Origin of the sequence: Janibacter cremeus (assembly GCF_013409205.1) — a bacterium.
Lineage (GTDB): Bacteria > Actinomycetota > Actinomycetes > Actinomycetales > Dermatophilaceae > Janibacter > Janibacter cremeus.
The window spans coordinates 247697-270480 of the sequence record NZ_JACCAE010000001.1; the positions used below are offsets into that span (position 1 = coordinate 247697).

Here is a 22784-nt window from a genome sequence, read left to right on the forward strand (position 1 = left end):
AGTTGAACTTTATACTGCAATCCACCCTGCCGCGGTCTGGTGCGCCACGTGGCAGGGGGAACACCATGGGAGTGTGCGTGCAGCCATTCGGCGACGATACGGCGCTCCGGACGTCATCACCTTCGACGATGTCCCGGACCCGCAGCCACGCCGTGGCGAGATCCTCGTGCGCGTGCACGCCACCACCGTCAACCGCACGGACTGCGCCTACCGGTCGGGACGACCATGGGTGAACCGACTGGTGTGTGGATGGCCACGGCCACGGGTGCTGGTCCTGGGCTCGGAGTACGCGGGGGTCGTGGTCGGCGTCGGGGAGGACGTCGACTCCTTCACTCCCGGTGACCGGGTGTGCGGCTTCGTCGATGGTCGCCCCGGAGCGCACGCCGAGCTGGTCGCGGTCGCGGCGGACGGTCTGATCACCCGGGTACCGGCGACGTGGGACTTGGCGGAGGCCGCGCCCATCATGGAGGGCGCCCTCTACTCGCACGCCTGCCTGCGGGTGACGCGGGTCGCCCGAGGTGACCGCGCCCTGGTCCACGGGGCCACCGGGGCCATCGGCGTAGCGCTCGTCCAGCTCCTGCACGCCGAGGGCGTCGAGGTGGTGGCCGTGTGTGATCGCCCGCCACCCGACCTCGGACTGCTGACCGACCTCGGCGCCTCGCAGGTGGTCGCCCTGGACCGGGACGATCTGCAGTCGGCGGGGCGCGGCTTCGACGCCGCCGTCAGCGCGACCGGGCACCTGTCCTTTGAGACCGCCCGGCGGTTGATCCGACCCGGCGGCACCTTCGCCTCCTCGGACCTGGGGCCCATGGGCGTCAACCTCGCGCTCGCCGCGGTCGGCCCGGTTGCAAGGGCGCTGGGGCACCGTCATGTCCGGTTCCCTCTCCCGCGTGCGAACGCCACCCTGGCGGCGCACGTGGGCCAGCTCATGGACAGCGGCGCACTTCGTCCCGTGGTCGATCGCACCTACGACTTCGACGAGCTCCGTGACGCCTACGCCTACGTCGACTCCGGCCGCAAGGTGGGCTCGGTCGTGATCCGGATGCCCGCTGCCCGCCCTCAGGCAAGTCGACGCGAGACCTGATCGAACGTCCCCTCGTCGAAGGCCACGATGCGCACGTCCTGAACCGCGGTCCGCGCACCCGAGATCGTCTCGACCGCTGCGGCGATCGCGTCGTCCTTGGGCCAGCCGTAGATCCCGGCACTGATCAAGGGGAAGGCGATGCTGCGCGCCCCGAGCTCGTCGGCGACCTCGAGCGAGCGTCGGTAGCACGAGGTCAGCAGTGACCGGTCGGTCTGCCCGGCACGGTGGTTCGGGCCGACGGTGTGGATGACCCAGCGCGAAGGGAGGTCCCCGCCGGTCGTCCACCCGGCCTCCCCGGTCGGCAGCCCGTCAGGGAATCGATCGATGCAGTCCCGGAGCACGGCCGGCCCGCCGGCGCGGTGGATCGCGCCGTCCACTCCCCCACCCCCACGCATGGCGCTGTTGGCGGCGTTGACGATGGCGTCGACCTGCTGGGTGGTGATGTCTCCCCGGACGGCAGTGGGCATGACCATCGATCCAGTCTCCCGCGGTCCGCATCTGCGCTCAAGGGCGTGAAGGGGGTGGGTCAGGGGCCGTCCACCCGTTGACGCCGCCCTCGGCTCAGCTCCGCGGCATCGCGCCCAGGCGCGCGAGCAGCAGCGCCTCGGCGACGCACACCTTCTCGAACTCGCCCAGGTGCAGCGACTCGTTGGCGCCGTGGGCGCGGGTGTCGGGGTCCTCGACCCCGGTGACGAGGATGGCCGCGTCGGGGAACTTCTCCGCGAAGGCCTGGACGAAGGGGATCGATCCGCCGATGCCGACGTCGACGGGGTCTGTGCCCCACGCGTCGGCGAAAGCGGCGCGGGCCTGGTCGTAGACCGGACCGTTCGCGTCGGCGGCGAAGCCCCAGCCCTGCTCGTCGAGCTCGACCTCGACGGTCGCGCCCCACGGGGCGTAGTCGGCCAGGTGCGTCTGCAGCGCGGCCCACGCCTGAAGCGGGTCCTGGCTCGGGTTGAGGCGCAGGTTGATCTTGGCGCTGGCGCTGGCAGCCAGGACGTTGCCGGCCTCGTCGACCGCAGGGGCGTCGATGCCGATGACGACCGCAGCGGGCTTGGTCCACAGGCGGGAGGGGATCGAGCCGGTGCCGATGAGCTCGGTGTCGGGCAGCAGGCCGGACTCCTCACGCAGGCGCGCCTCGTCGTACTCGATCTCCGGGGCGTCGGTGTGCACGAGCCCCTCGATCGCGACGTCGCCCTGGTCGTCGTGGAGCGTGGCCATCAGGCGGCACAGCGTGGTGATCGCGTCCGGGCAGGCCCCGCCGAACATCCCCGAGTGCACGCCGTGGTCGAGGGTGCGCACGGTGACGACGGCGCGAAGGGAGCCGCGCAGGGTGGTCGTCAGTGCGGGCGTCCCGATCGCCCAGTTGAGCGAGTCGGCGAGGACGATCGCGTCCGAGGTCAGCTTCTCGCCGTGGCGCGCCAGGATCCGCGGCAACGACTCGCTGGCGATCTCCTCCTCACCCTCGACGAAGACCGTCACCCCCACGGGCAACTCACCCGAGTGGGCGCGCAGGGCGGCGATGTGGGCCATGACGCCGGCCTTGTCGTCGGCCGCACCACGGCCGTAGAGGCGTCCGTCGACCTCGGTCGGCTCGAAGGGGTCGGTGTCCCAGTCCGCCCGCTCCCCGGGCGGCTGGACGTCGTGGTGCGCGTAGAGCAGGACGGTCGGCGCTCCCTTCGGCCCGTCGACGTGGCCGATGACGGCCGGGCGCCCCCCTTCCTCCACGATCTCCACGTCGAGGCCCTCCGCGCGCAGCAGCTGCGCGGTGCGCTCGGCGGAGGCCTGCACGTTGGCCTGGTCGAAGGAGTCGAGGCTGACGCTCGGGATCCGGGTGAGGTCCTCGAGGTCGGCGCGCACCTGCGGCATCAGCTCGCGGACGCGGCCGCGCACGGTCTCGATCTGGTCTGCGGTGAGAGTGGTGTCGGTCACGGCCCCGACGCTATCGCGTACGGCCGACAACCACTGCCGGAGGGCATACGCCTAGAGTGCACCTCGTGTTCGGACGCAAGAAGGATGACAAGGCCACCGCCCCTCAGCAGGACCAGCAGCACCGCGAGGGGGCGAAGAACCGACCGACTCCCAAGCGCAAGGACCAGGAGGCGGCCCGCAAGCGGCCCCTCGTGCAGAACGACCGCAAGGCCGCGAAGGCCGCCGACCGGGAGGCCCGTCGCGCCCAGGGCCAGAAGGTCCGCCAGGCGATGGTCACCGGCGACGACCGGCACCTGCCCCCGCGCGACAAGGGACCGGTCCGTCGCTACGCCCGCGACATCGTCGACGCGCGCTGGAGCCTGGGTGAGCTGCTGCTGCCGCTGATGCTCGCCGTCCTCGTCCTCAGCCTCTTCGCCGGCTCGTGGGCGACGTTCGTCTTCCTCGCCGTCTACGTGCTGATCATCATCGCGATCCTCGACGCCTGGTTCCTGTGGCGCCGCACCAAGCCCAAGATCCTCGCGCGCTTCGGTGAGGACACCGAGCTGCGCGGCGTCGGGATGTACCAGGCGATGCGCGCCTTCCAGATGCGCCGTACCCGCCTGCCCAAGCCGAAGGTCGACCGGGGCGCCAAGGTCTGATCGAGCGCATCCGCAGTGACGAAGGGCCGCACCTGCTCCAGCAGGTGCGGCCCTTCGTCAATGCGGCAACTACTCGGCGGACAGGGGCATCGGCCCGTAGACCACCTCGGCCTCGCACAGCAGACTCACCTGGGCGACGCCGGCCCCGGCCAGGTCCTCCCACGACTCGGCGAACCACGCCTCGGCGTCGGCCTGGGTCGGGAAGGGCACGGAGTGCTCGGGACGGTCGGTCAGCGCCTGACCCGAGGCGTCCTCGAGTCGCCAGCGGTATGCGTCGGTCATGACTTCACCTGCACTTCGACGAAGGGGGGCTTGGTCACGGTGGCAGCGACGTCGCGACCGCGCACGTCGATGACGATCTCGTCGTCCCAGGTGACGACCCGGTCGACCAGGATCAGCGCGATGCCCTGCTTCAGGGTCGGGCTGAAGGTGCCGGAGGTGACCACACCGACCTCGGTGCCCTCGCTGTCGCGGACCGCACAGCCGGGGCGCGGGATGCCGCGACCGGTCACCTTGGCGCCACGCAGCAAGCGCGAGGACTTCGCGACGCGCTGGCTGACGAGCGCGTCCTTGCCCCAGAAGCGCTCCTTGTCCCACCCGACCGCCCACGCGGCGCGGGCCATGACCGGGGTGATCTGCGGGCCGAGGTCGTTGCCGTGCAGCGGGTAGCCCATCTCGGTGCGCAGGGTGTCGCGCGAGCCGAGACCGCAGGGCAGGCCCTCGTACGGGGCCATCGCCTCGACGAGCGCGTCCCACAGCTCCAGGCCGGCGGCGGCGGGCGCGACGAGCTCGTACCCACGCTCACCCGTGTAGCCGGTGCGGCAGATCGTCAGCTCGTGGTCGCGCCAGCGAGCGGTGTCGTAGGACATGAAGTCGTGGTCGACGGGCAGGTCGAGAGCGGTGAGGACCTCATCGCTCCTGGGGCCCTGCACTGCCAGGACGACGAAGTCGTCGTGATGGTCCTCGACCTCGACACCCTCGGGCGCCTCGGCCCGCAGCTTGTCGACGACGGTGGCGGAGTTCGCTGCATTGGGCATGAGGAAGAGGTCGCCGACGCCGCGCAGGTAGACGATCAGGTCGTCGATGACACCCCCGGAGTCGTTGCAGCACATCGTGTACTGCGCCTGCCCGGGGCCGATCCGGGTGAGGTCGTTCGTCAGCGTCGTGTTGACCAGCTCGGCCGCGCCCTCACCCCGGATGAAGACCTTGCCCAGGTGGCTGACGTCGAAGAGGCCGACCCGTTCGCGGACGGCCGCGTGCTCGGCGACGACGCCGCCGCCGGGGTACTCGATCGGCATCTCCCAGCCGCCGAAATCAGCGATCTTGGCGTTGAGGGCGACGTGCCGGTCATGGATCGGTGACGTGCGCAGTGCGGAAGATTCGCTCATGTGACGCACGCTACCGTCTCGCACTACGGGATAACCTTCCTGTTGGAACAACCACCATGACCCGACCGAAAGGTTCCTCCGACGTGACCTCGTTGATGCTCGGCACCCGCTCCTACTCCGCCTGGTCCGGGCGATCTCTGGTGATCGGTGTCGTCGGCTCCGGGGGCGAGGTGGCCGTACGCGCCTCGTCCGCCGTGCCGAAGACCGCCGCGAAGCACCTGGACGCCGTCCTGCCCTCGCTCGACCTCGACGCCAAGGTCGCCACCACGACGATCATCCCGGCCGTCCCCGGCCTCAAGGCGGACAAGGTCGTCCTCGTCGGCCTCGGTTCCCACGAGGCGGGCGAAGGGGGCACGCAGGCACTTCGTCGCGCTGCCGGTGCGGCCGTGCGCAGTGCCGGCAAGGGCTCCGTCGCGCTTGCCCTCCCCCACGACGACGCGGCCGGTCTGGCCGCGATCGCCGAGGGCGCCGCCTCCGGTGCCTACACCTTCACCGCGCACAAGTCCGCCGATGACGAGGGCGCCGAGCGCGAGATCACGGTCTTCTCCGACCTCGACCGCAAGGCCTCCCCCAAGGACGTCATCGAGCACGCGACCACAGTCGCGCGCAACGTCTCCTGGGCCCGCGACCTGGTCAACACCGCGCCGAACCTGCTCTACCCGCAGTCCTTCACCGAGGCCGTGCAGAAGGTCGCGAAGGCCTCCTCCGGCAAGCTCACCGTCAAGGTGCTCGACGAGAAGGCACTGGCCGAGGGCGGCTTCGGCGGCATCACCGGGGTCGGCCAGGGCAGCACGCGTCCGCCCCGGATCGTCACCCTGAGCTACACGCCCCGCTCGAAGAAGGTTCCCCACGTCGCGCTGGTCGGCAAGGGCATCACCTTCGACACCGGTGGCGTGTGCCTCAAGCCCTCCGCAGGCATGCTGACGATGAAGTCCGACATGGCCGGCGCTGCCGCCGTCGCCGCGACCGTCGTCGCCGCTGCCGAGCTGGGTCTGCCCGTCGCCGTCACCGGCTACCTCTGCCTCGCCGAGAACATGCCCGGCGCCAACGCCCAGCGCCCCAGCGACGTCGTCACCATGCGCAACGGCACGACCGTGGAGATCCTGGACACCGACGCCGAGGGCCGCATGGTCCTCGCCGACGGCATGGCCCTGGCCGCAGAGTCCGGCCCCGACCAGATCCTCGACGTCGCCACCCTCACCGGCGCCTGCGTCGTCGCCCTCGGCCCGAAGATCTTCGGTGTGATGAGCAACGACGACACGGTCCGCCAGTCGATCACCAGCGCCTCCGAGCGTGCCGACGAGCCGAGCTGGCCGCTGCCGCTGCCGACCGACCTGCGCGCCACGCTGGACTCCGCCGTCGCGGACATCGCCCACAAGGGTGACCGCATGGGCGGCGCCCTGACCGCCGGCCTGTTCCTGCAGGAGTTCGCCAAGGACGCGAAGGGGGAGAACATCCCCTGGGCGCACCTCGACATCGCCGGTCCCTCCTTCAACGAGGGCAGCCCGTGGAGCCACGTGCCCAAGGGCGGTACCGGCGTCGCCGTCGGCACCCTCCTGGAGCACCTCGCCGGCCTGGCCTGATCCTCCCTTCGGACGCACGCACGAGACCCCCTGCCCGTCCTGTCGGACAGGGGTCTCGTGCATGCGCGCCGTCAGGGCGTGGGACCGGCCGACGCTCTGTTGTTTGTGTCATCCCTGTCGCGCGAGGTCGAAAAGGACACTGACGGACCGCTGTAGACGTACTCGCGAGTCCTGGTGCTGACGTCGGCCTCGACGCCCACGACCAACTGCTGCCCACCAGCGATCGCCACATTGACCCGCCACGAGTAGCTGTCCTGGGGGTCGCTGGAGGTCTCGTCGATGATCGAGTCGAGGACGTCCTGCCCATCGAGGGTGGCGCTGACGATCCGCAGTTCGTCATAGACGTCATAGGTGTACGCACTTCCGTCATAGACGGTGCCGGCACTGAAGTACAGGCCGCCTCCTGAGGGCACGTCCCCGGGTGAGTTCGCCGTGATGGTGACGGTGTCCTGCACGTTGAGAGGCAGTGGGTCGCCTTCGGCAGTGAACAGGGTGTGCTCCCGCCAGGTTGCGGACAGGACTGCATCAACCGTGTCGTGGTAGCGGGCCGCCGACGACGAGCTGTTGTTACCGGGGTTGGCGTCCTCGATTCCCGCCGGAGGCGAGATCGTCACCGTGTACGGCTCGATGTTCGTGGCCCACGGGAGCGGGTCGGCGAAAGTGAAGTCCGGATCGAGGGACACCATGCCGCCGGCCGGGATCTCGACGGGGAGCAGGAAGGAGGCCACGGTGGCGTTCCCGTCAGTCCGGGTCCCGGCCGACTCGAGCGCCGCGCCATCCGCATTCACCGTGGATTCGCCCATCATGCGCGAGTCGAACGACAGCGTCACGATGGTGCCCGTCGGGACCGGCGCAGCTCCCACGTTGACGGCGTCGAATCCACTGGTCATGCTCAACTCGTACATCTGGAGCCTGTCGGGGCTGTAGGCCGGGATGACGCTCCCGGACTGGTGCCCCTGTAGATCCAGGTCGACCGTCTCACTCGTACTCGCCGCCAAGGTGGGCGCCGCCAGCGCGGTCGTGACGACGGGCACCGACCACGCCGCCGTCCTCGCCACGGTCCGTCGTGGGACACCACCGGACGGCTGGGTGCCGGGTTCTGCAGTCATGAAATCTCCTCATCTGGGGTAAGGGCAAGGGAGCCCCGACGACAATACGTCGCCCTGTGCCTCCGCGCGTGAGCACATGCGCTTACGCTGGGGCCATCCGTGACCCCGGACACAGTCCACCCATAAGGAGCACCCCGTGGCCGACCCCACGAACTCGTCCTCGTCCCCCTTCGACCTCGTCATCCTCGGCGCCGGCAGCGGCGGGTACGCCTGCGCCCTGCGCGCAGCCCAGCTCGACCTGAAGGTCGCGCTGGTGGAGGAGGACAAGATCGGCGGGACCTGCCTGCACCGCGGGTGCATCCCGACCAAGGCGCTGCTGCACGCCGCCGAGATCGCCGACGGGGCCCGCAACGGAGCCGCACACGGGGTGCGCACGACCTTCGAGGGGATCGACACCGAGGCGCTGCACGCCCGCAAGGACAAGATCATCGGGCAGCTGCACAAGGGTCTGACCGGGCTCGTCGGGCAGGCGGACATCGAGGTCGTCACGGGTCGCGGGCGCCTCGTGGACTCCCACACCGTCTCGGTCGAGACAGCCGACGGAACCCGTGAGGTGACCGGGACGACTCTCGTGCTGGCCACCGGCTCCTACGCGAAGACCATCCCCGGCATCGAGCTCGGGCCACGGGTGATGACCAGCGACCAGGCGATGGACCTCGCCGAGATCCCGCAGCGCGTGGCCGTCCTCGGCGGCGGGGTCATCGGCGTGGAGTTCGCCTCGATGCTGCGCAGCTTCGGAGCCGAGGTGACGATCGTCGAGGCGCTCGACCGGATCGTCGCGGCCGAGGAGCCGGCCCTGTCCAAGCAGCTCACGCGCGAGTTCAAGAAGCGCAAGATCAAGGCCCTGACCTCCACCAAGGTCGCCTCGGTCGAGGCCGACGACGCACGTGCGCTCGTCCACCTCGAGGAGGGTGACCCGCTCGAGGTGGACCTCGTCCTCGTCGCCGTCGGGCGTGGCCCCCGCAGCGAGGGCATCGGTCTGGAGGAGGCCGGCGTCGCGACAGACCGCGGTTTCGTCCCCACCGACGAGCGGCTGCGCACCAACGTCGAGGGCGTACGTGCGGTCGGTGACCTCGTCCCGGGACTGCAGCTGGCGCACCGCGGCTTCGCGCACGGCATCTTCGTCGCCGAGGACGTCGCCGGGCTCGAGCCGGCACCGATCGAGGACGTGAGCGTCCCCAAGGTCACCTACTGCGACCCGGAGATCGCCTCCGTGGGCCTGACGGCGGACGCGGCGAAGGGGGCCGGCATGGAGGTCGAGACCGTCACCTACCCATTGGGGGGCAACGGCCGCAGCCTCATCCGCGGCACGAGCGGATCGGTGGTCCTCGTGCGCGAGAAGGATGGCCCGGTGCTGGGCGTGCACATGATCGGCCTCGGTGTCAGCGAGCTGATCAGCGAGGCCCAGCTGACCGTCGGGTGGGAGGCCCACCCGGAGGACATCGCCCCGATGGTCCATGCGCACCCCACCCAGAGCGAGGCGCTCGGCGAAGCCGCCATGCTCGCTGCCGGGCATCCGCTGCACGCGCACGCATAGGCTGTACGAGAACACCACGAGCGACGCGGAGAGACATGAGCACGCAGACCTGCTCCACCCACCCGGGCAGCGCCCGCGTGCGGGTGCATCAGGTCACGGTCGGCCGCGTCCTCTGGCGACACCGGGATCGGGCCGACACGTGGCGGGCCCGCAGACCATCTGGACCAGGACTCGTGAGAGTCTGTGACGTACCCCATCTCGATAGAAGGAGCAGAGGCGCATGTCTGAGCGGGTGACCATGCCGGCGCTGGGTGAGTCCGTGACCGAGGGCACCGTGACGCGATGGCTGAAGAACGTCGGCGACACGGTCGAGGTGGATGAGCCTCTGCTCGAGGTCTCCACCGACAAGGTCGACACGGAGATCCCCTCGCCCGTGGCGGGGACCCTCCAGGAGATCCTTGCCGAGGAGGACGACACCATCGAGGTCGGAGCCGACCTCGCGGTCATCGGTGACGGTGACGCACCGGCCTCGTCCGGTGACGACTCCGCCGGCGAGTCCGAGGACGAGCAGGCCGAGGAGTCCGAGGAGTCCGAGTCCGAGGAGAAGTCCGAGGATGAGGCCCCGGCCGAGGAGTCCTCTGACGACACGCAGGCGGAGCCGGCCCCGTCCGAGTCCTCCGACGAGGCCGACGAGTCGCAGTCCGCACCCGCCGCACAGGAGTCCGACGGTGACGGTGGCGACGGCACGACCGTGTCGATGCCGGCCCTGGGTGAGTCCGTGACCGAGGGCACCATCTCGCGTTGGCTGAAGGCCGAGGGCGACGAGGTCGAGGTCGACGAGCCGCTGCTCGAGGTCTCCACCGACAAGGTCGACACCGAGATCCCCTCCCCCGTGGCCGGGACGCTGACCAAGATCCTCGTCGAGGAGGACCAGACAGTCGAGGTCGGCGCCGATCTCGCGGTCGTCGGTGGCTCCGGTGGTGGGTCCGCTCCCAAGGAGGAGGCCAAGCCCGAGCCGAAGGAAGAGCCCAAGGCCGAGGAGCCGAAGGAAGAGGCCGAGCCCGAGCCCAAGGCCGAGGCCAAGCCCGAGCCGAAGGAAGAGCCCAAGCCCGAGCCGAAGGAGCAGGCTCCCAAGCAGGAGTCCCCGCCGACGAGCAGCGGGTCCTCCGACGCTGCCGCCTACGTCACGCCGCTGGTGCGCAAGCTCGCCGGGGACAACGACATCGACCTCGCGCAGGTCGAGGGCACCGGCATCGGCGGTCGCATCCGCAAGCAGGACGTCCTCGACGCAGCCAAGGCCAAGAACCAGCCGCAGGAGGCGGCTCCGGCCGCGCAGGAGGCCCCGGCCGCATCCGCACCGGCGGCTCCCTCCGGTGGCAACGCCGTCCCCGCGGGTCTGGAGTCCAGCGTCCCGCAGTCCAAGCGCGGCACCCGTGAGCCCATGTCGCGCCTGCGCAAGGTCATCGCCAAGCGGATGGTCGAGTCGCTGCAGGTCAGCGCCCAGCTGACCACGGTCGTCGAGGTCGACATGACCAAGGTCTCGCGCGTGCGTGACGCCGCCAAGGCGGAGTTCCAGCGTCGCGAGGGCACGAAGCTGTCCTTCCTGCCCTTCATCGCCCTGGCCACGGCCGAGGCGCTCAAGGCACACCCGGGCGTCAACGCCAGCGTCGAGGACGAGGAGATCGTCTACCACAAGGACGAGAACCTCTCGATCGCCGTGGACACCGAAGGTGGTCTGATCACCCCGGTGGTCAAGAACGCCGGTGACCTCAACATCGCCGGTCTCGCCCGCGCGATCGCAGACGTCGCCGACCGCACCCGCAACAAGAAGATCACGCCGGACGACCTGGCTGGTGGCACCTTCACCATCACCAACACCGGTAGCCGCGGGGCGCTCTTCGACACGCCGATCCTCAACCAGCCGCAGGTCGGCATGCTCGGCACCGGCTCGATCGTGCGTCGTCCGGTCGTCGTCAACTCGGAGGACGGCGGCGAGACCATCGCCATCCGTTCGATGATGTACCTGGCGATGTCCTACGACCACCGGATCGTCGACGGCGCCGACGCCGCCCGCTTCCTCGGGACGATCAAGGCCCGCCTCGAGGAGGGGAACTTCGAGGCCTGACATGCCCACACCCCGGCAGCGCGTCGCCATCACCGGTTCATCCGGTCTGATCGGTGGCGCGCTGTCGCGTTCCCTGCGCGAGCGCGGCCACGACGTCCTCCACCTCGTGCGCCGGGAGCCCACCGCCGCCCACGAGCGCCGATGGAACCCGGAGTCAGGTCACCTCACCCCCGGTCACCTCGCGGACGTCGACACCGTCGTGCACCTGGCCGGCGCCGGAGTCGGCGATCACCGCTGGACACCGGAGTACAAGGCCACGATCCACGCCTCCCGCGTCGACGGCACGGACCTGATCTCCCGGGTGGTCGCCGAGGGCGCCGGGCCGACCCGACTCGTCAGTGCCTCCGCGATCGGCATCTACGGCGACCGTGGCGACGAGATCCTCACCGAGCAGTCGCTCGGGGCCGCGACCTTCCTGGCCAATGTCGTGCGCGACTGGGAGGGCGCGACGACTCCGGCGCAGGACGCCGGGATACCCGTCGCGCACGCCCGTACGGGCATCGTGCTGACCCGGACGGGCGGTGCCCTGACTCCGATGCTTCGTGTCGGCAGGCTCGGCATCGGTGGCCCGCTCGGCTCGGGCCGACAGTGGATGCCGTGGGTCACCCTCGCCGACGTCGTCGCCGCGTACACCCGGCTGATCGAGGACGACTCGATCACCGGACCGGTCAACCTCACCGCTCCCCATCCCGTGCGCCAGCGGGATCTGGCCCGCGCGCTGGGCAAGCGGCTGCACCGCCCGGCGGTGCTGCCGACGCCGCGCGCGGCGATCCGCCTCGCCCTCGGGGAGTTCGCCGAGGAGGCCCTGGCCTCCGCCCGGGTCGTGCCGGACCGGCTCCTGCGTGCCGGCTTCGAGCACGCCCACCCTCGACTCGACGACGCGATGGACTGGCTCTTCAGCCGCACCTGATCCTCAGCGCACCTCCCGCACCCGCCAGGCCCCCTCGTCCCAGACGAGCACGAGCTCGACCTGCCGACCGTGCGTCGCCGGTCGCTGTTCCTTCCCCTCCGGGCCGACGACCGTGTAGGCGTCGGCATCGCTGGTCATCCTCAGCACCGCGACCCGCCCCTTCGAGCGCTGGAGGTGGGTCGAGCGCACCCGCAGGTCGACACCGCGGTAGTGCGACCCGCTGGCCGTGAGCGTCTCGAGGATCTCCCGGTCGCGCTCGGCCGCCGGGGATCCTGCCTCGTCGAGCCGCTCCAGCAGGTCGTGGTCGAGCTCGCGGATCATCTGCTCGCGGGTCGCGGTCAGCTCCCGGGCGAGCTGCGTCGGTGACGTGTCCGGCGCCGACCTGTCGGCCAGGACCCCGGCGTCCTGGTCATCGGTGGCGGTCGCCACCGAGGTCTGCGGGGTGGCCTCGCCCTGGGCGTCACCGGCACTGGCGAGCTGCCACGGCACGAGCACCGCGAGGACGAGCCCGACGCCGATGGCGAGGAGCAGGGGCACCCGTCCCGGCCCCGACTGCTCTACTGCATCGCGGGCGATCGCGCGGGGTGGACTCAGCGCGCGGGGTGGACTCAGCGGGTTCTCCCCCCGGGCCGGTGCCGGGCGCGACCCACCTACCGTCGATGCTGCGTCCGGCTTCGGTGATGCGTGGCGAGCCGGCCGGGGAGTGCCGGGTGGTGCCCCCTTCGCTCGCGGCCTGCGCTGCCACCAGCGTCGTGCGTGCGTGGCCTGCGGCGGGGACAAGAGTTCTCGCTGCCACTGCGGCACCGCGAGGGAACCGGCGGCCGCCGACTCACGGATGCGACGCGTCAGACCGCTGGCGACATCGCCGGGTGAGGTCATACGTATCGGCTCGGCGGGTACGGAGTCGAAGACGGCCCGCGCGACCTCGTCGGCCTCGGGCCGCGATGTCGGGTGGCCGAGGAGGCACGACTGGATCACGTCGACCAACTCCGGGGCGTCGGGGACGAGGACCTGCAGGTCGCCGCGCTCGACGATGTGCCCGGGCGGGGCGCCGGTCAGGCACAACCACGCCAGCGCACCGAGCGCATGGACGTCGCTCCCCCGGTTCGGCTCGCCGCCCTCGAGGACCTCTGGCGCGACGTAGCCGTCGGTACCGTGCACCTCCCCGGGAGGTTCGCCGGTGAGGCGCGAGAAGCCGAGGTCGCTGAGTGCGGGCCGCCCGGTGCAGGTGAGCAGGACGTTGCCGGGACTCAGGTCGCCGTGGACGATGCCCAGGTCGTGCAGGCCGCTGAGCGCCTGGGCGATCGGGGCGATGATCGTGACCGTCTCCCCCGGCGTGAGGTGGCCGCGGGCAGCGACGACCTGACCGAGGCTCCCACCGGAGAGCAGCTCGAGCACGAGTGCGGTGGCCGGTCCGTGCGGGCCCTCGATGGCGAGGGTCTCGTGGAGGGCGACGACGTGCTCGTGTGCCGCCTGCTGCAGCAGGGCGAACTCGCGCACGGCGGCCTCGTCGGCCTCGCCCGGCAGGATCTTCACGGCCACGAGCGAGTCGTCGACGGTCCGTCTCGCCCGCCACACCTGCGACGTCGCACCGGTGCCCAGCAGTGCGCTCAGGTGGTAGCCGGGGACCTCGGGTGGGATCTCGTCCATGGATCCACGATGGCGCAGATCGCGTGTCCGCCCGCCGAGTTGTCCACAGCGGCGGTCGACGGAGCCCGAGTCGCCTAGCCTGCGCTCATGCCTGCGGACTCCCCCACGATCCTCGCCACCTCCGGTGGCTACCTCCGGCCCGAGCGCGGTGACCTCGCCTTCGCCGGTCTCGTCCACCACGCCGTCGACCTGTCGGGCACGACCTCGCAGCCGAAGGTCTGCCAGCTCGGCACCGCGAGTGGCGACCCGCGCCCCTTCAACGCCGCCTTCTGCGAGGCCGGGGCCGTGGCGGGCTACGACGTCACGAACCTCAACCTCTTCCCGATGCCGAGCATCGAGGACATCGAGGGTCATCTGCTCGCACAGGACGTCGTGTGGGTCAATGGCGGCTCCGTCGCCAACCTCCTCGCCGTGTGGCGCGTGCACGATCTCGACACGATCTTCCGTCGCGTGTGGGAGGCGGGAGTCGTGCTCGCCGGAGTGAGCGCCGGCTCGATCTGCTGGTACCGGGGCGGGACGACCGACTCCTTCGGGCCCGAGCTGCGGGCCGTCACCAACGGCCTCGGCCTGCTCCCCTATGACAACGGCATCCACTACGACAGCGAGGAGTGTCGCCGCCCGACCGTGCACGCGCTCGTCGAGGACGGCACGCTGCGCGAGACGCACTGCACCGACGACGGCGTCGGCCTGGTCTACCGCGGGAGCGAGCTGGTCGAGGCCGTCACCGAGCAGGACGGCAAGAGCGGCTACATCGTGGCGAAGGGGGATGACGGCCGGGTGGTCGAGACTCCCCTCGACACCCGCCGGCTCCCCCGCTGAGCAGTGGTCGGGCCCGGCGTAGGGTGACGACCATGCGCTTCGAGGAGCTCGGCTTCGCCCCCGACACCGTCGACTACCTGACCGCCTGGGAGCACCAGAAGCAGGTGCATGCAGCAGTCGTCGCCGGTGACCTCGAGGACACCACCCTGCTGCTGGAGCACACCGCGGTCTACACCGCGGGCAAGCGCACCGAGCCGCACGAGCGGCCCTTCGACGGCACCCCGGTCATCGACGTGGACCGCGGCGGCAAGATCACCTGGCACGGTCCCGGGCAGCTCGTCGGCTACCCGATCGCGCACCTGCCCGGCCGTCGCGACGTCATCGCCCACGTGCGGCGCCTGGAGGAGATGATGATCCGCGTCGCCGCGGACGTCGGCGTCACCGCCACACGCGTACCGGGCCGCTCCGGCATCTGGGTGCCGGGCACCGGCGGTGACCAGGACCGCAAGCTCGGCCAGGTCGGTATCCGGGTCTCCCGGGACGTGGCGATGCACGGCTTCAGCCTCAACGTGAACTGCGACCTGTCGTGGACGCAGACGATCGTCCCGTGCGGTATCCCCGATGCGCAGGTCTCCACCCTCGCCCTCGAGACCGGGCGCGAGATCACCGTGGCCGACATCCTCCCTTCGGCCAAGGCGCACCTCACCGAGGTCATGACCCAGGACCTGCCCCTGACGAAGGGGGCCTGAGGGGCTCACTCCGTGTGGGTGGTGTCACACGAGCCCGACTGGCGTATTTATAACGACGCGGTAACGTCGATGGTTCGACGGCCCCCGACCGCAATCCGAAGGACCTCCGCGGATGACCGCCGCCACCACGGCTCCACCACGACCCACGACACCGCCGGCCCGATCCGCCGGTCTGCGCAAGGACATCCAGGGCCTGCGGGCCCTTGCCGTCGCCCTGGTCGTGCTCTTCCACCTCTGGCCGGGGACCATCAGCGGCGGGTACGTGGGAGTGGACGTCTTCCTCGTGATCTCCGGGTACCTCATCACCACCCACCTGCTGAAGAAGCCGCCGCGCACCGGCCATGACCTGTGGGTGTTCTGGGCACGCCGACTGCGCCGGTTGCTGCCGGCGGCCCTGACGGTGCTGGCGACCACCGCGGTCGCGACCCGGCTCGTGGCGCCGAGCACGGCCTGGGAGGAGATCTCGCGGCAGATCATCGCCTCGACCCTCTACGTGCAGAACTGGTCGCTGGCTTCCAGCTCGGTCAACTACATGGACGCGGGGGCCATGGCCAGCCCCGTCCAGCACTTCTGGTCGCTGTCGGTGGAGGAGCAGTTCTACCTCGTGTGGCCGCTGCTGGTCTTCGGCGTGACGTGGGTGGCCGTACGGCTCAGCGGCCGCTTCGTCGGTGCCCACGCCGACCCCGGTGCCGACGATCTGCGACGCATCCGCCTGACTCGCACCATGATCGCCGCCGTGGTCGTCGCCTCCCTGACCTTCTCCGTGTGGTTCACCGCCGTCCAGCCGGCCGCCGCGTACTTCGTCACCCCCACGCGCATGTGGGAGCTCGCCCTGGGTGGGCTCATCGCCACCGTCGCGAGCGTTGGCAGCCGCCGGCCCGGCGGCATCACGGGAGCCGCAGTGGCGTGGGCCGGGATCGCGGCGATCCTCGCCGCCGCCTACCTCTACACCTCTGCCACCCCCTTCCCCGGCGCAGCCGCACTGCTGCCGGTGCTCGGCGCTGCCGCAGTGATCATCGCCGACACCGACCACCCGCTCTCCCCCACGGGGCTGCTGAGGAACCGGCCCGTCCAGTGGCTCGGCGACGTGTCCTACTCGGTCTACCTGTGGCACTGGCCACTGATCGCCCTGCTGCCGTATGTCAGCGGAGGCAGCCTCGGCATCCTCGACAAGTCGGCCATCGTGGTGGCCACCGTGGTGCTCTCCGGGTTGAGCAAGGTCCATGTCGAGGACCGGTTCCGCTTCGCCAGGCCGCACGCCCCCGTGCGGTACAGCTACCAGTTCTCCGCCGTGGGGATGATCGCGGTCGTGCTCCTGGCCTCCCTGCAGTGGACCGAGGCGGGAGTGCGCAAGGAAGTGGCGAAGGATGAGCTGGCCGCGGTGGAGCACGAGGAGACCCCGTGCCTCGGGGCCGCCGCACTGGCGAAGGGCACCGACAGCTGTGACCCGGACGCCGATGGGGAGATCGTCCCGAGCCCGGAGCTGGCCAAGAACGACAAGGCCGACATCGACGAGAAGAAGTGCTTCCCGGGAGGCAGCTACGACGAGCAGCTGTCCTGCTCCTTCGGGTCCGGGGAGACGCGGATCGCCCTCGTCGGCAATTCCCACGCCCGGCACTGGCTGCCAGCGCTGCGCGAGCTGGGCAAGGAGAAGGGATGGACGATCGACACGTACATCATCTCCCGGTGCACGGCGACCGACGCGGAGCAGGAGTTCGATACCGACACGATGACCTCCAACTGCCACGACTGGGGCCAGTGGGCCCTGGACGAGACCAAGGGCGACGCGTACGACCTCGTGATCACCTCCGAGCGTCAGGCCGCCCCCATCGACGGGTACAGCCTGACCGACAGCGGTCCGCCCGCCGTCACCGGCTACGAGAGCTACCTGCAGAAGTGGGCGGACGCCGACACCAACGTGCTGGCCATCAAGGACCCGACCTACCCGCGCATCGACGTGCCCGAGTGCGTGGCGGAGAACCCGGACGACGTCCAGGCGTGCTCCGGCTCGCCCGAGGACTGGAAGATCCAGCCGGACCCGTTGATCGAGGCGGTCGAGAGCGTCGATCGCGAGAACGTCGACCACGTCAGCTTCGACGACCTGGTCTGCGACTCCGACCGGTGCCGCGGAGTGACCGGTGGGGTGATCACCTACTACGACGACTCACACCTCTCGGCGACGTACGTGAAGACGATGGCCCCGTACATGGCGGGACCGATCGAGAAGGCCCTGCAGCAGGCGGGCTGACGGCCACCCGTTCGTCCCCCCGGTGGGCCGCGGCGTAGGCTGGGAGTGAGCCCGGCCACCTTCCGGGCCGTCGATCAGTGCCAGGAGAGTTGCGTGACCGTCGCACCCGAAGGACGTCGTCTGCTGCGTGTCGAGGCGCGCAATGCGCAGACCCCCATCGAGCGCAAGCCGGAGTGGATCCGGACCACTGCCAAGATGGGCCCCGAGTTCAACGCGATGAAGGGCCGCGTCAGCGGAGCGGGCCTGCACACCGTGTGCGAGGAAGCCGGCTGCCCCAACATCTTCGAGTGCTGGGAGGACCGCGAGGCGACCTTCCTCATCGGTGGGGACGTGTGCACCCGTCGCTGCGACTTCTGCGACATCGCCACCGGCCGCCCGACGGGCCTGGACATGGACGAGCCGCGCCGTGTCGCGGAGTCCGTCCAGGAGATGGGCCTGCGCTACTCCACCGTCACCGGCGTCGCCCGGGACGACCAGCCCGACGGCGCCGCGGGCCTGTACGCGGAGACGATCCGAGCGATCCACGCGCTCAACCCCAACACCGGCGTCGAGATCCTCCCGCCCGACTTCGGCGCGAAGCCGGAACTGGTCCAGCAGGTCTTCGACGCCCGCCCGGAGGTCTTCGCGCACAACCTCGAGACGGTGCCGCGGATCTTCCGTGCGATCCGCCCCGCCTTCACCTACGAGAAGTCGTTGAAGGTGCTGTCCATGGCCCGTGACGACGGGCTGGTGACCAAGTCCAACCTCATCCTCGGGATGGGCGAGGAGGAGGCCGAGATCGAGGAGGCCATCCGCGACCTCAACGACGCCGGCTGCGACATCCTCACCATCACCCAGTACCTGCGCCCCTCCAAGCTGCACCACCCGATCGACCGGTGGGCCAAGCCCGAGGAGTTCGTCCACTGGAGCGAGTTCGCCAAGGAGATCGGGTTCAAGGGCGTCATGGCCGGCCCGCTGGTGCGGTCGAGCTACCGCGCCGGTCGTCTTTACGCCACGGCGATGCGCAAGTGGGGTCGTGAGATCCCGGAGCACCTCTCCCACCTCGCCGACGCGATCGACGAGCCTGCCCGTCAGGAGGCCTCGACCCTCGTGGCGAAGGCCGCTGCCCAGCAGGCCACCGGCACGGACGGCTGACCGGGTCACCCCGGGAAGGAACTAGACTCACCCCCCATGGCCAGAAAGTCCGACAAGCCCAAGAAGCAGAAGCGCGAGAACCCTTTCAAGAGGTTCTGGTCCGTCTACAAGACGATCAAGCAGATCGACCCGCAGGTGAACCTGTGGATGCTGCTTGCCTTCGTCGGTGTCCTCGCCGTGGGCGCCGTCATCGGTCTGCTGCTGGGCCACTTCTGGTCCTCCTTCTTCATCGCCCTGCCGATCGGCCTGCTCGCCGCCATGATCGTGCTCTCCCGACGCGGTGAGCGTGCCGCGTTCAACCAGATGGACGGTCAGCGCGGCGCCGCGATCGGGGGTCTGTCGGCGATCAAGCGCGGTTGGTACTACGACCAGGAGCCCGTCGCCGCCGACGCGACCAAGCCCAACGACATCCAGACCGCCGCCATGGTCTTCCGCGCCCTGGGCCGCCCGGGTGTCGTGCTGCTGGGCGAGGGCCCGAAGCACCGCGTGGACAAGCTCTTCGCCAAGGAGGCCAAGAAGGTGGGCCGGGTCGCCCCGGGCGTGCCGGTCCACACCTACATCGTCGGCACCGGCGACGGCGAGCTGCCCGCCCGCAAGATCCGCACCACGCTGATCCGGTTGAAGCCGCAGCTGTCGAAGGAGGAGATGTCGGTCGTCAACAAGCGGCTGAAGTCCCTCCCCGGCTTGCGCCAGGGCGTGCCCGCCGGCGTCGACCCGAACAAGGCCCGGATGGACCGCAAGGCACTGCGCGGACGCTGACCGGCGAGCACGACCGCACCCGCCCGACCCTCCAGGAGAGCACCCGTGCCCACAGCACCGATCGCCCACGCCGAGGACCTGGCCGCCTTCGTCGACGCGTCCCCGTCCAGCTATCACGCAGCGGCCGAGGTGGCCCGCCGCCTGCAGGACGCGGGCTTCACGGCCCTGGACGAGACGAGCGCCTGGCCGCACACCGCCGGCAGGTACTTCGTCCTGCGCGACGGCGCCCTCATCGCGTGGGTGATGCCCGCGTCGGCGAGCGGGACGACGCCCGTGCACGTCTTCGGCGCGCACAGCGACTCCCCCGGCTTCAAGCTCAAGCCGCAGCCGAGCACCGGCCGGCACGGCTGGCTGCAGGCGGGTGTCGAGGTCTATGGCGGCCCGCTGTTGAACTCATGGCTCGACCGTGAGCTGCGTCTGGCCGGCCGGCTGGTCCTGGACGACGGGACCGAGGCACTGGCCGACTCGGGGCCGTTGCTGCGGCTGCCACAGCTGGCAATTCACCTCGACCGCGAGGCAAACGAGCGCTTCGCCCTCGACAAGCAGGCACACACGCAGCCCGTGTGGGGTGTGGGCGCCGCCGACTCCGCGGACCTGCTCGCCGAGCTGGCCGCGTCCGCCGACGTCGACGCCTCCCGCATTCGCGGGTACGACCTCGTCACCGCCGACAGCGCCCGTGGTGCCGTCTTCGGTCGGGATGACGCGTTCTTCGCAGCCGGTCGCCTCGACGACCTCGCGAGCGTCCACGCCGGCACCGTGGCCATCACCGCTCTCGGCGACGACATCGCGGCCGACCACATCCCGATGCTGGCCGTCTTCGACCACGAGGAGGTCGGCTCCGCGACCCGGTCGGGCGCCGCCGGACCCTTCCTGCAGGACGTGCTCGAGCGCGTGGGGCTGGCCCTCGGTGCGGACCGGGCCGACCGGATGCGCGCGCTCGCCTCGTCGTGGTGCGTCTCCAGCGACGTCGGCCACTCGATCCATCCGAACTTCCCCGAGAAGCACGACCCCCACGTGCGGCCGCTGCTCGGCTCCGGGCCGATCCTGAAGCTCAACGCCAACCAGCGCTACGCCAGCGACGGCGCCGGATCCGCCGCCTGGCACCGGTGGTGTGACGCGGCCGGGGTGACCAGCCAGGACTTCGTCTCCAACAACACCGTGCCCTGCGGGTCGACGATCGGCCCGATCACCGCGACCCGGCTGGGGATCCGCACCGTCGACGTGGGCATCCCGATCCTGTCGATGCACTCGGCGCGCGAGCTCGCCGGCACGAGCGACCTGCTCGACCTGACGCACGTGGCGCAGACCTTCTTCCGCGGCTGAACGGGCCTTTCGTCCTGATCGGCACGGCCCACGCTCAGCCGTGGGTCGGCAGGTCTGCCGGCCGGAAGGCGTACAGTGCCTGCAGCCGTGCGCGGGTCGCGGCGGCTGTTCCGGGCACCGCCCAGCCCTGCCGTACCCGCGGGTGTCGACGAATGCGACGATCTCGGCATGGACCCTGGGAACGCCCTGACCGCGCTCATCGCACTGTGCGCCGGAGCAGTGCTGGCTCTGGCGGCGGCCCTGTGCCGGCGGGGACGCAGCAGGCGTGCCCGGTTCTGGGCGCGGACGTACGGCCTGGACCACCCCAGCGGCTACGACTACCGCGAGATCACGGTGCTCGTCGTCCTCCCGCTCCTGGCGCAGACGCTGCTCGTCTGGGGGCTCGTGGCGGGGGTTCTCTCGGTGGACGTGCTGCGGGAGTCCGGGGCGACGGTGCTGATCCCGATCGCGGTGATCGCCGAGGTGATCCTGTGGAACGTGCTCCTGGTCGCGACCGTCTACCGGGACATCATGCCTCTGTGGGTCTATCCGTCCTGGCTGCGGTCGGAGCGGCGGCGCGAGCGGGACCTCATCCGTTCCCGCTGAGCGTCGAGCGCCTCCTTCGCGGGGACGACCCCGAGTGTCTCCGCGGCGGCACCCTCGCCGAGAGTCAGCTGCGCCCCGTGGCCGCGCGTGCCGGTGCTTCGGTCATGACTCCACCATGCGGCCCGGGCCGCGGCTGCGTTGACGCACGAGATCGGGATGCTTGGCCGTGCGCCCGTCCCCCGTGGAGCGCCCCCGCAGACGCCGCCACGTCCAGGGCCACACGTACTCCCTGGTCCAGGCCACCTCGGTGCGCACGGTCCGCCGCGGCGGAGGCCCGTCGGGCAGGCCGGCCCAGTCGGTCGTCGCCGGCACCCCCATCAGCTCGGCCGCGGCGACCGCCAGGCGGGTGTGGCCGAGCTCGGAGAGGTGCAGGCGGTCCTCGGCCCAGGCGCGTCGGTCCTCGAAGACCGTGCCGGTCGTCACCGTCGGCGGGATCATCTCGTGCTCCTGCGCCAAGCCGTCGTAGAGCTCGTTGAGCAGCAGACGTCGCCGTTGCAGCAGCCGTCCGGCCGGAGTGACACCACGAAGATCGGGGATCGGGACGACGGCGACGCGGACCCCCTTCGCGGTGAAGGGGGCGACGATGTCCACCAGCCGTTGCCGCAGCGCCGCCACGTCCAGCCGCGGACGCAGGATGTCGTTCATCCCCGCGGTGAGGGTGACGATGTCCGGGTCGAGGGCGAGGGCGGGCTGCGCCTGGGTCGCGAGGACCTCCACGGTCCGGTGCCCGCGGATGGCGAGATTGGCGTAGTCGAGCCCACCGTGGTGGTCGGCCAGCACCTGCGCGAGGCGGTCGGCCCACCCACGCGGGGTGCCGTCCGGCCACGGGAGGTCGCCCACGCCCTCGGAGAGGGAGTCGCCGATCGCGACATAACGCAGGGTCCGCACGGCACTCATCAGACGTGGACGATCCGGGTACCGGCAACTCGGTCGTGCAGGCCCCGGCCGTCCTCGGACAGCACGAGGATCGGCGGGATCACCAGGCACAGCAGGGCGGCGCGCACGGCCGAGCGAAGGGGGGTGACCCACTCCCCGTGCATCGGCACCACCTGCAGCCCCAGGAGTCGGTGCCCGAAGGAGGCCCCGCCGAGGGTGACACCGACGAGGTGGACGAGGAAGAGCAGCCCGAGCGGGAGGAAGGAGAAAGCGGCCGGGCTGAGGTCGACGAGCTGGCTGATCAGCCCGTTGGTGATGAGCAGGCAGGCGGCCCAGTCGATGATCAGGGCGATGAGGCGACGCCCGAAGGAGGCGCGACTTCCCCCTTCGCCCGAGGTCGGTCCGCGATGGTGCCCTGTGCTGCTCACCCGAGCAGCCTATGTGTCCCGATCGTGGTC

Annotated in this window: 21 protein-coding genes; 13 read left to right on the plus strand and 8 right to left on the minus strand. The window is 70.7% G+C overall.

The genetic code is table 11. From position 1 onward, the window contains the following. Positions 1–73: 73 nt before the first annotated feature. A complete protein-coding gene (locus BJY20_RS01200; RefSeq protein ID WP_185989846.1) occupies positions 74–1084 on the plus strand; it encodes a zinc-binding dehydrogenase in 1011 nt (336 codons plus the stop codon). Here BJY20_RS01200 and BJY20_RS01205 read toward each other — a convergent pair. Together BJY20_RS01205 and BJY20_RS01210 are read right to left on the minus strand one after the other, a co-directional pair. Beyond that, on the minus strand, positions 1060–1557 hold the full coding sequence (locus BJY20_RS01205; RefSeq protein WP_185989847.1) for an O-acetyl-ADP-ribose deacetylase: 498 nt from the start codon (positions 1555–1557) through the stop codon (positions 1060–1062). The genes BJY20_RS01200 and BJY20_RS01205 overlap by 25 nt on opposite strands. An 88-nt stretch (positions 1558–1645) precedes the next feature. Continuing rightward, positions 1646–3013 (minus strand): M20/M25/M40 family metallo-hydrolase, encoded by a 1368-nt coding sequence (locus BJY20_RS01210; RefSeq protein WP_185989848.1) that lies wholly within the window; start codon positions 3011–3013, stop codon positions 1646–1648. A gap of 65 nt (positions 3014–3078) precedes the next feature. Between BJY20_RS01210 and BJY20_RS01215 the strand changes: the two genes are divergently transcribed. Further along, entirely contained in the window at positions 3079–3651 is a 573-nt protein-coding gene (locus BJY20_RS01215) for a DUF3043 domain-containing protein (protein WP_185989849.1), read from the plus strand. Between the two features lie 69 nt (positions 3652–3720). Here BJY20_RS01215 and BJY20_RS01220 read toward each other — a convergent pair whose 3' ends face one another. Further along, positions 3721–3933: a hypothetical protein gene (locus BJY20_RS01220; protein WP_185989850.1), complete on the minus strand. Its 213-nt coding sequence runs from the start codon at positions 3931–3933 to the stop codon at positions 3721–3723. Continuing rightward, positions 3930–5039: a glycine cleavage system aminomethyltransferase GcvT gene (gcvT, locus tag BJY20_RS01225; protein ID WP_185989851.1), complete on the minus strand. Its 1110-nt coding sequence runs from the start codon at positions 5037–5039 to the stop codon at positions 3930–3932. The genes BJY20_RS01220 and gcvT overlap by 4 nt, the downstream gene beginning before the upstream one ends. A gap of 56 nt (positions 5040–5095) precedes the next feature. On the opposite strand from gcvT, the gene BJY20_RS01230 reads away from it, so the two are divergent. Further along, positions 5096–6622 carry a leucyl aminopeptidase gene (locus BJY20_RS01230; protein WP_221935206.1) on the plus strand — a complete coding sequence of 509 codons (1527 nt, stop codon included), beginning with the start codon at positions 5096–5098 and terminating at the stop codon, positions 6620–6622. 71 nt (positions 6623–6693) lie between these two features. Here BJY20_RS01230 and BJY20_RS01235 read toward each other — a convergent pair whose 3' ends face one another. Continuing rightward, a complete protein-coding gene (locus BJY20_RS01235; protein WP_185989852.1) occupies positions 6694–7731 on the minus strand; it encodes a hypothetical protein in 1038 nt (345 codons plus the stop codon). A 136-nt stretch (positions 7732–7867) separates the two neighbouring features. Between BJY20_RS01235 and lpdA the strand changes: the two genes are divergently transcribed. The 3 genes from lpdA to BJY20_RS01250 all read left to right on the plus strand — a co-directional run bounded on the left by lpdA (position 7868) and on the right by BJY20_RS01250 (position 12243). Beyond that, positions 7868–9268 (plus strand): dihydrolipoyl dehydrogenase, encoded by a 1401-nt coding sequence (lpdA, locus tag BJY20_RS01240; protein ID WP_185989853.1) that lies wholly within the window; start codon positions 7868–7870, stop codon positions 9266–9268. A gap of 220 nt (positions 9269–9488) precedes the next feature. Further along, entirely contained in the window at positions 9489–11333 is a 1845-nt protein-coding gene (gene sucB, locus BJY20_RS01245) for a 2-oxoglutarate dehydrogenase, E2 component, dihydrolipoamide succinyltransferase (RefSeq protein WP_185989854.1), read from the plus strand. Position 11334: 1 nt separating this feature from the next. Beyond that, complete coding sequence (locus BJY20_RS01250) at positions 11335–12243, plus strand: TIGR01777 family oxidoreductase (protein ID WP_185989855.1); 909 nt, start codon at positions 11335–11337, stop codon at positions 12241–12243. A 3-nt stretch (positions 12244–12246) separates the two neighbouring features. On the opposite strand, the gene BJY20_RS01255 is transcribed toward BJY20_RS01250, so the two are convergent. After that, positions 12247–13893, minus strand: coding sequence for a serine/threonine-protein kinase (locus tag BJY20_RS01255; protein WP_185989856.1), 1647 nt, complete (start codon positions 13891–13893; stop codon positions 12247–12249). 87 nt (positions 13894–13980) lie between these two features. Between BJY20_RS01255 and BJY20_RS01260 the strand changes: the two genes are divergently transcribed. The 7 genes from BJY20_RS01260 (at position 13981) to BJY20_RS01290 (ending at position 21450) form a co-directional block, all read left to right on the plus strand. After that, positions 13981–14712: a Type 1 glutamine amidotransferase-like domain-containing protein gene (locus tag BJY20_RS01260; RefSeq protein ID WP_185989857.1), complete on the plus strand. Its 732-nt coding sequence runs from the start codon at positions 13981–13983 to the stop codon at positions 14710–14712. A 23-nt stretch (positions 14713–14735) separates the two neighbouring features. Further along, entirely contained in the window at positions 14736–15401 is a 666-nt protein-coding gene (lipB, locus tag BJY20_RS01265) for a lipoyl(octanoyl) transferase LipB (RefSeq protein WP_185989858.1), read from the plus strand. A gap of 112 nt (positions 15402–15513) precedes the next feature. Further along, entirely contained in the window at positions 15514–17649 is a 2136-nt protein-coding gene (locus BJY20_RS01270; RefSeq protein ID WP_185989859.1) for an acyltransferase family protein, read from the plus strand. Positions 17650–17742: 93 nt separating this feature from the next. After that, a complete protein-coding gene (gene lipA / locus BJY20_RS01275) occupies positions 17743–18783 on the plus strand; it encodes a lipoyl synthase (RefSeq protein WP_185989860.1) in 1041 nt (346 codons plus the stop codon). Positions 18784–18819: 36 nt separating this feature from the next. After that, positions 18820–19542: a DUF4191 domain-containing protein gene (locus BJY20_RS01280; protein WP_185989861.1), complete on the plus strand. Its 723-nt coding sequence runs from the start codon at positions 18820–18822 to the stop codon at positions 19540–19542. Positions 19543–19587: 45 nt separating this feature from the next. Next, positions 19588–20865 carry a M18 family aminopeptidase gene (locus tag BJY20_RS01285; RefSeq protein ID WP_185989862.1) on the plus strand — a complete coding sequence of 426 codons (1278 nt, stop codon included), beginning with the start codon at positions 19588–19590 and terminating at the stop codon, positions 20863–20865. Positions 20866–21033: 168 nt separating this feature from the next. After that, positions 21034–21450: a hypothetical protein gene (locus tag BJY20_RS01290; RefSeq protein WP_185989863.1), complete on the plus strand. Its 417-nt coding sequence runs from the start codon at positions 21034–21036 to the stop codon at positions 21448–21450. A gap of 102 nt (positions 21451–21552) precedes the next feature. Here the strand turns inward: BJY20_RS01290 and BJY20_RS01295 are convergent, their stop codons facing one another. Continuing rightward, positions 21553–22347 (minus strand): SGNH/GDSL hydrolase family protein, encoded by a 795-nt coding sequence (locus tag BJY20_RS01295; protein ID WP_185989864.1) that lies wholly within the window; start codon positions 22345–22347, stop codon positions 21553–21555. Continuing rightward, positions 22347–22754, minus strand: coding sequence for an RDD family protein (locus BJY20_RS01300; protein ID WP_185989865.1), 408 nt, complete (start codon positions 22752–22754; stop codon positions 22347–22349). The genes BJY20_RS01295 and BJY20_RS01300 overlap by 1 nt, the downstream gene beginning before the upstream one ends. Positions 22755–22784: the final 30 nt, after the last annotated feature.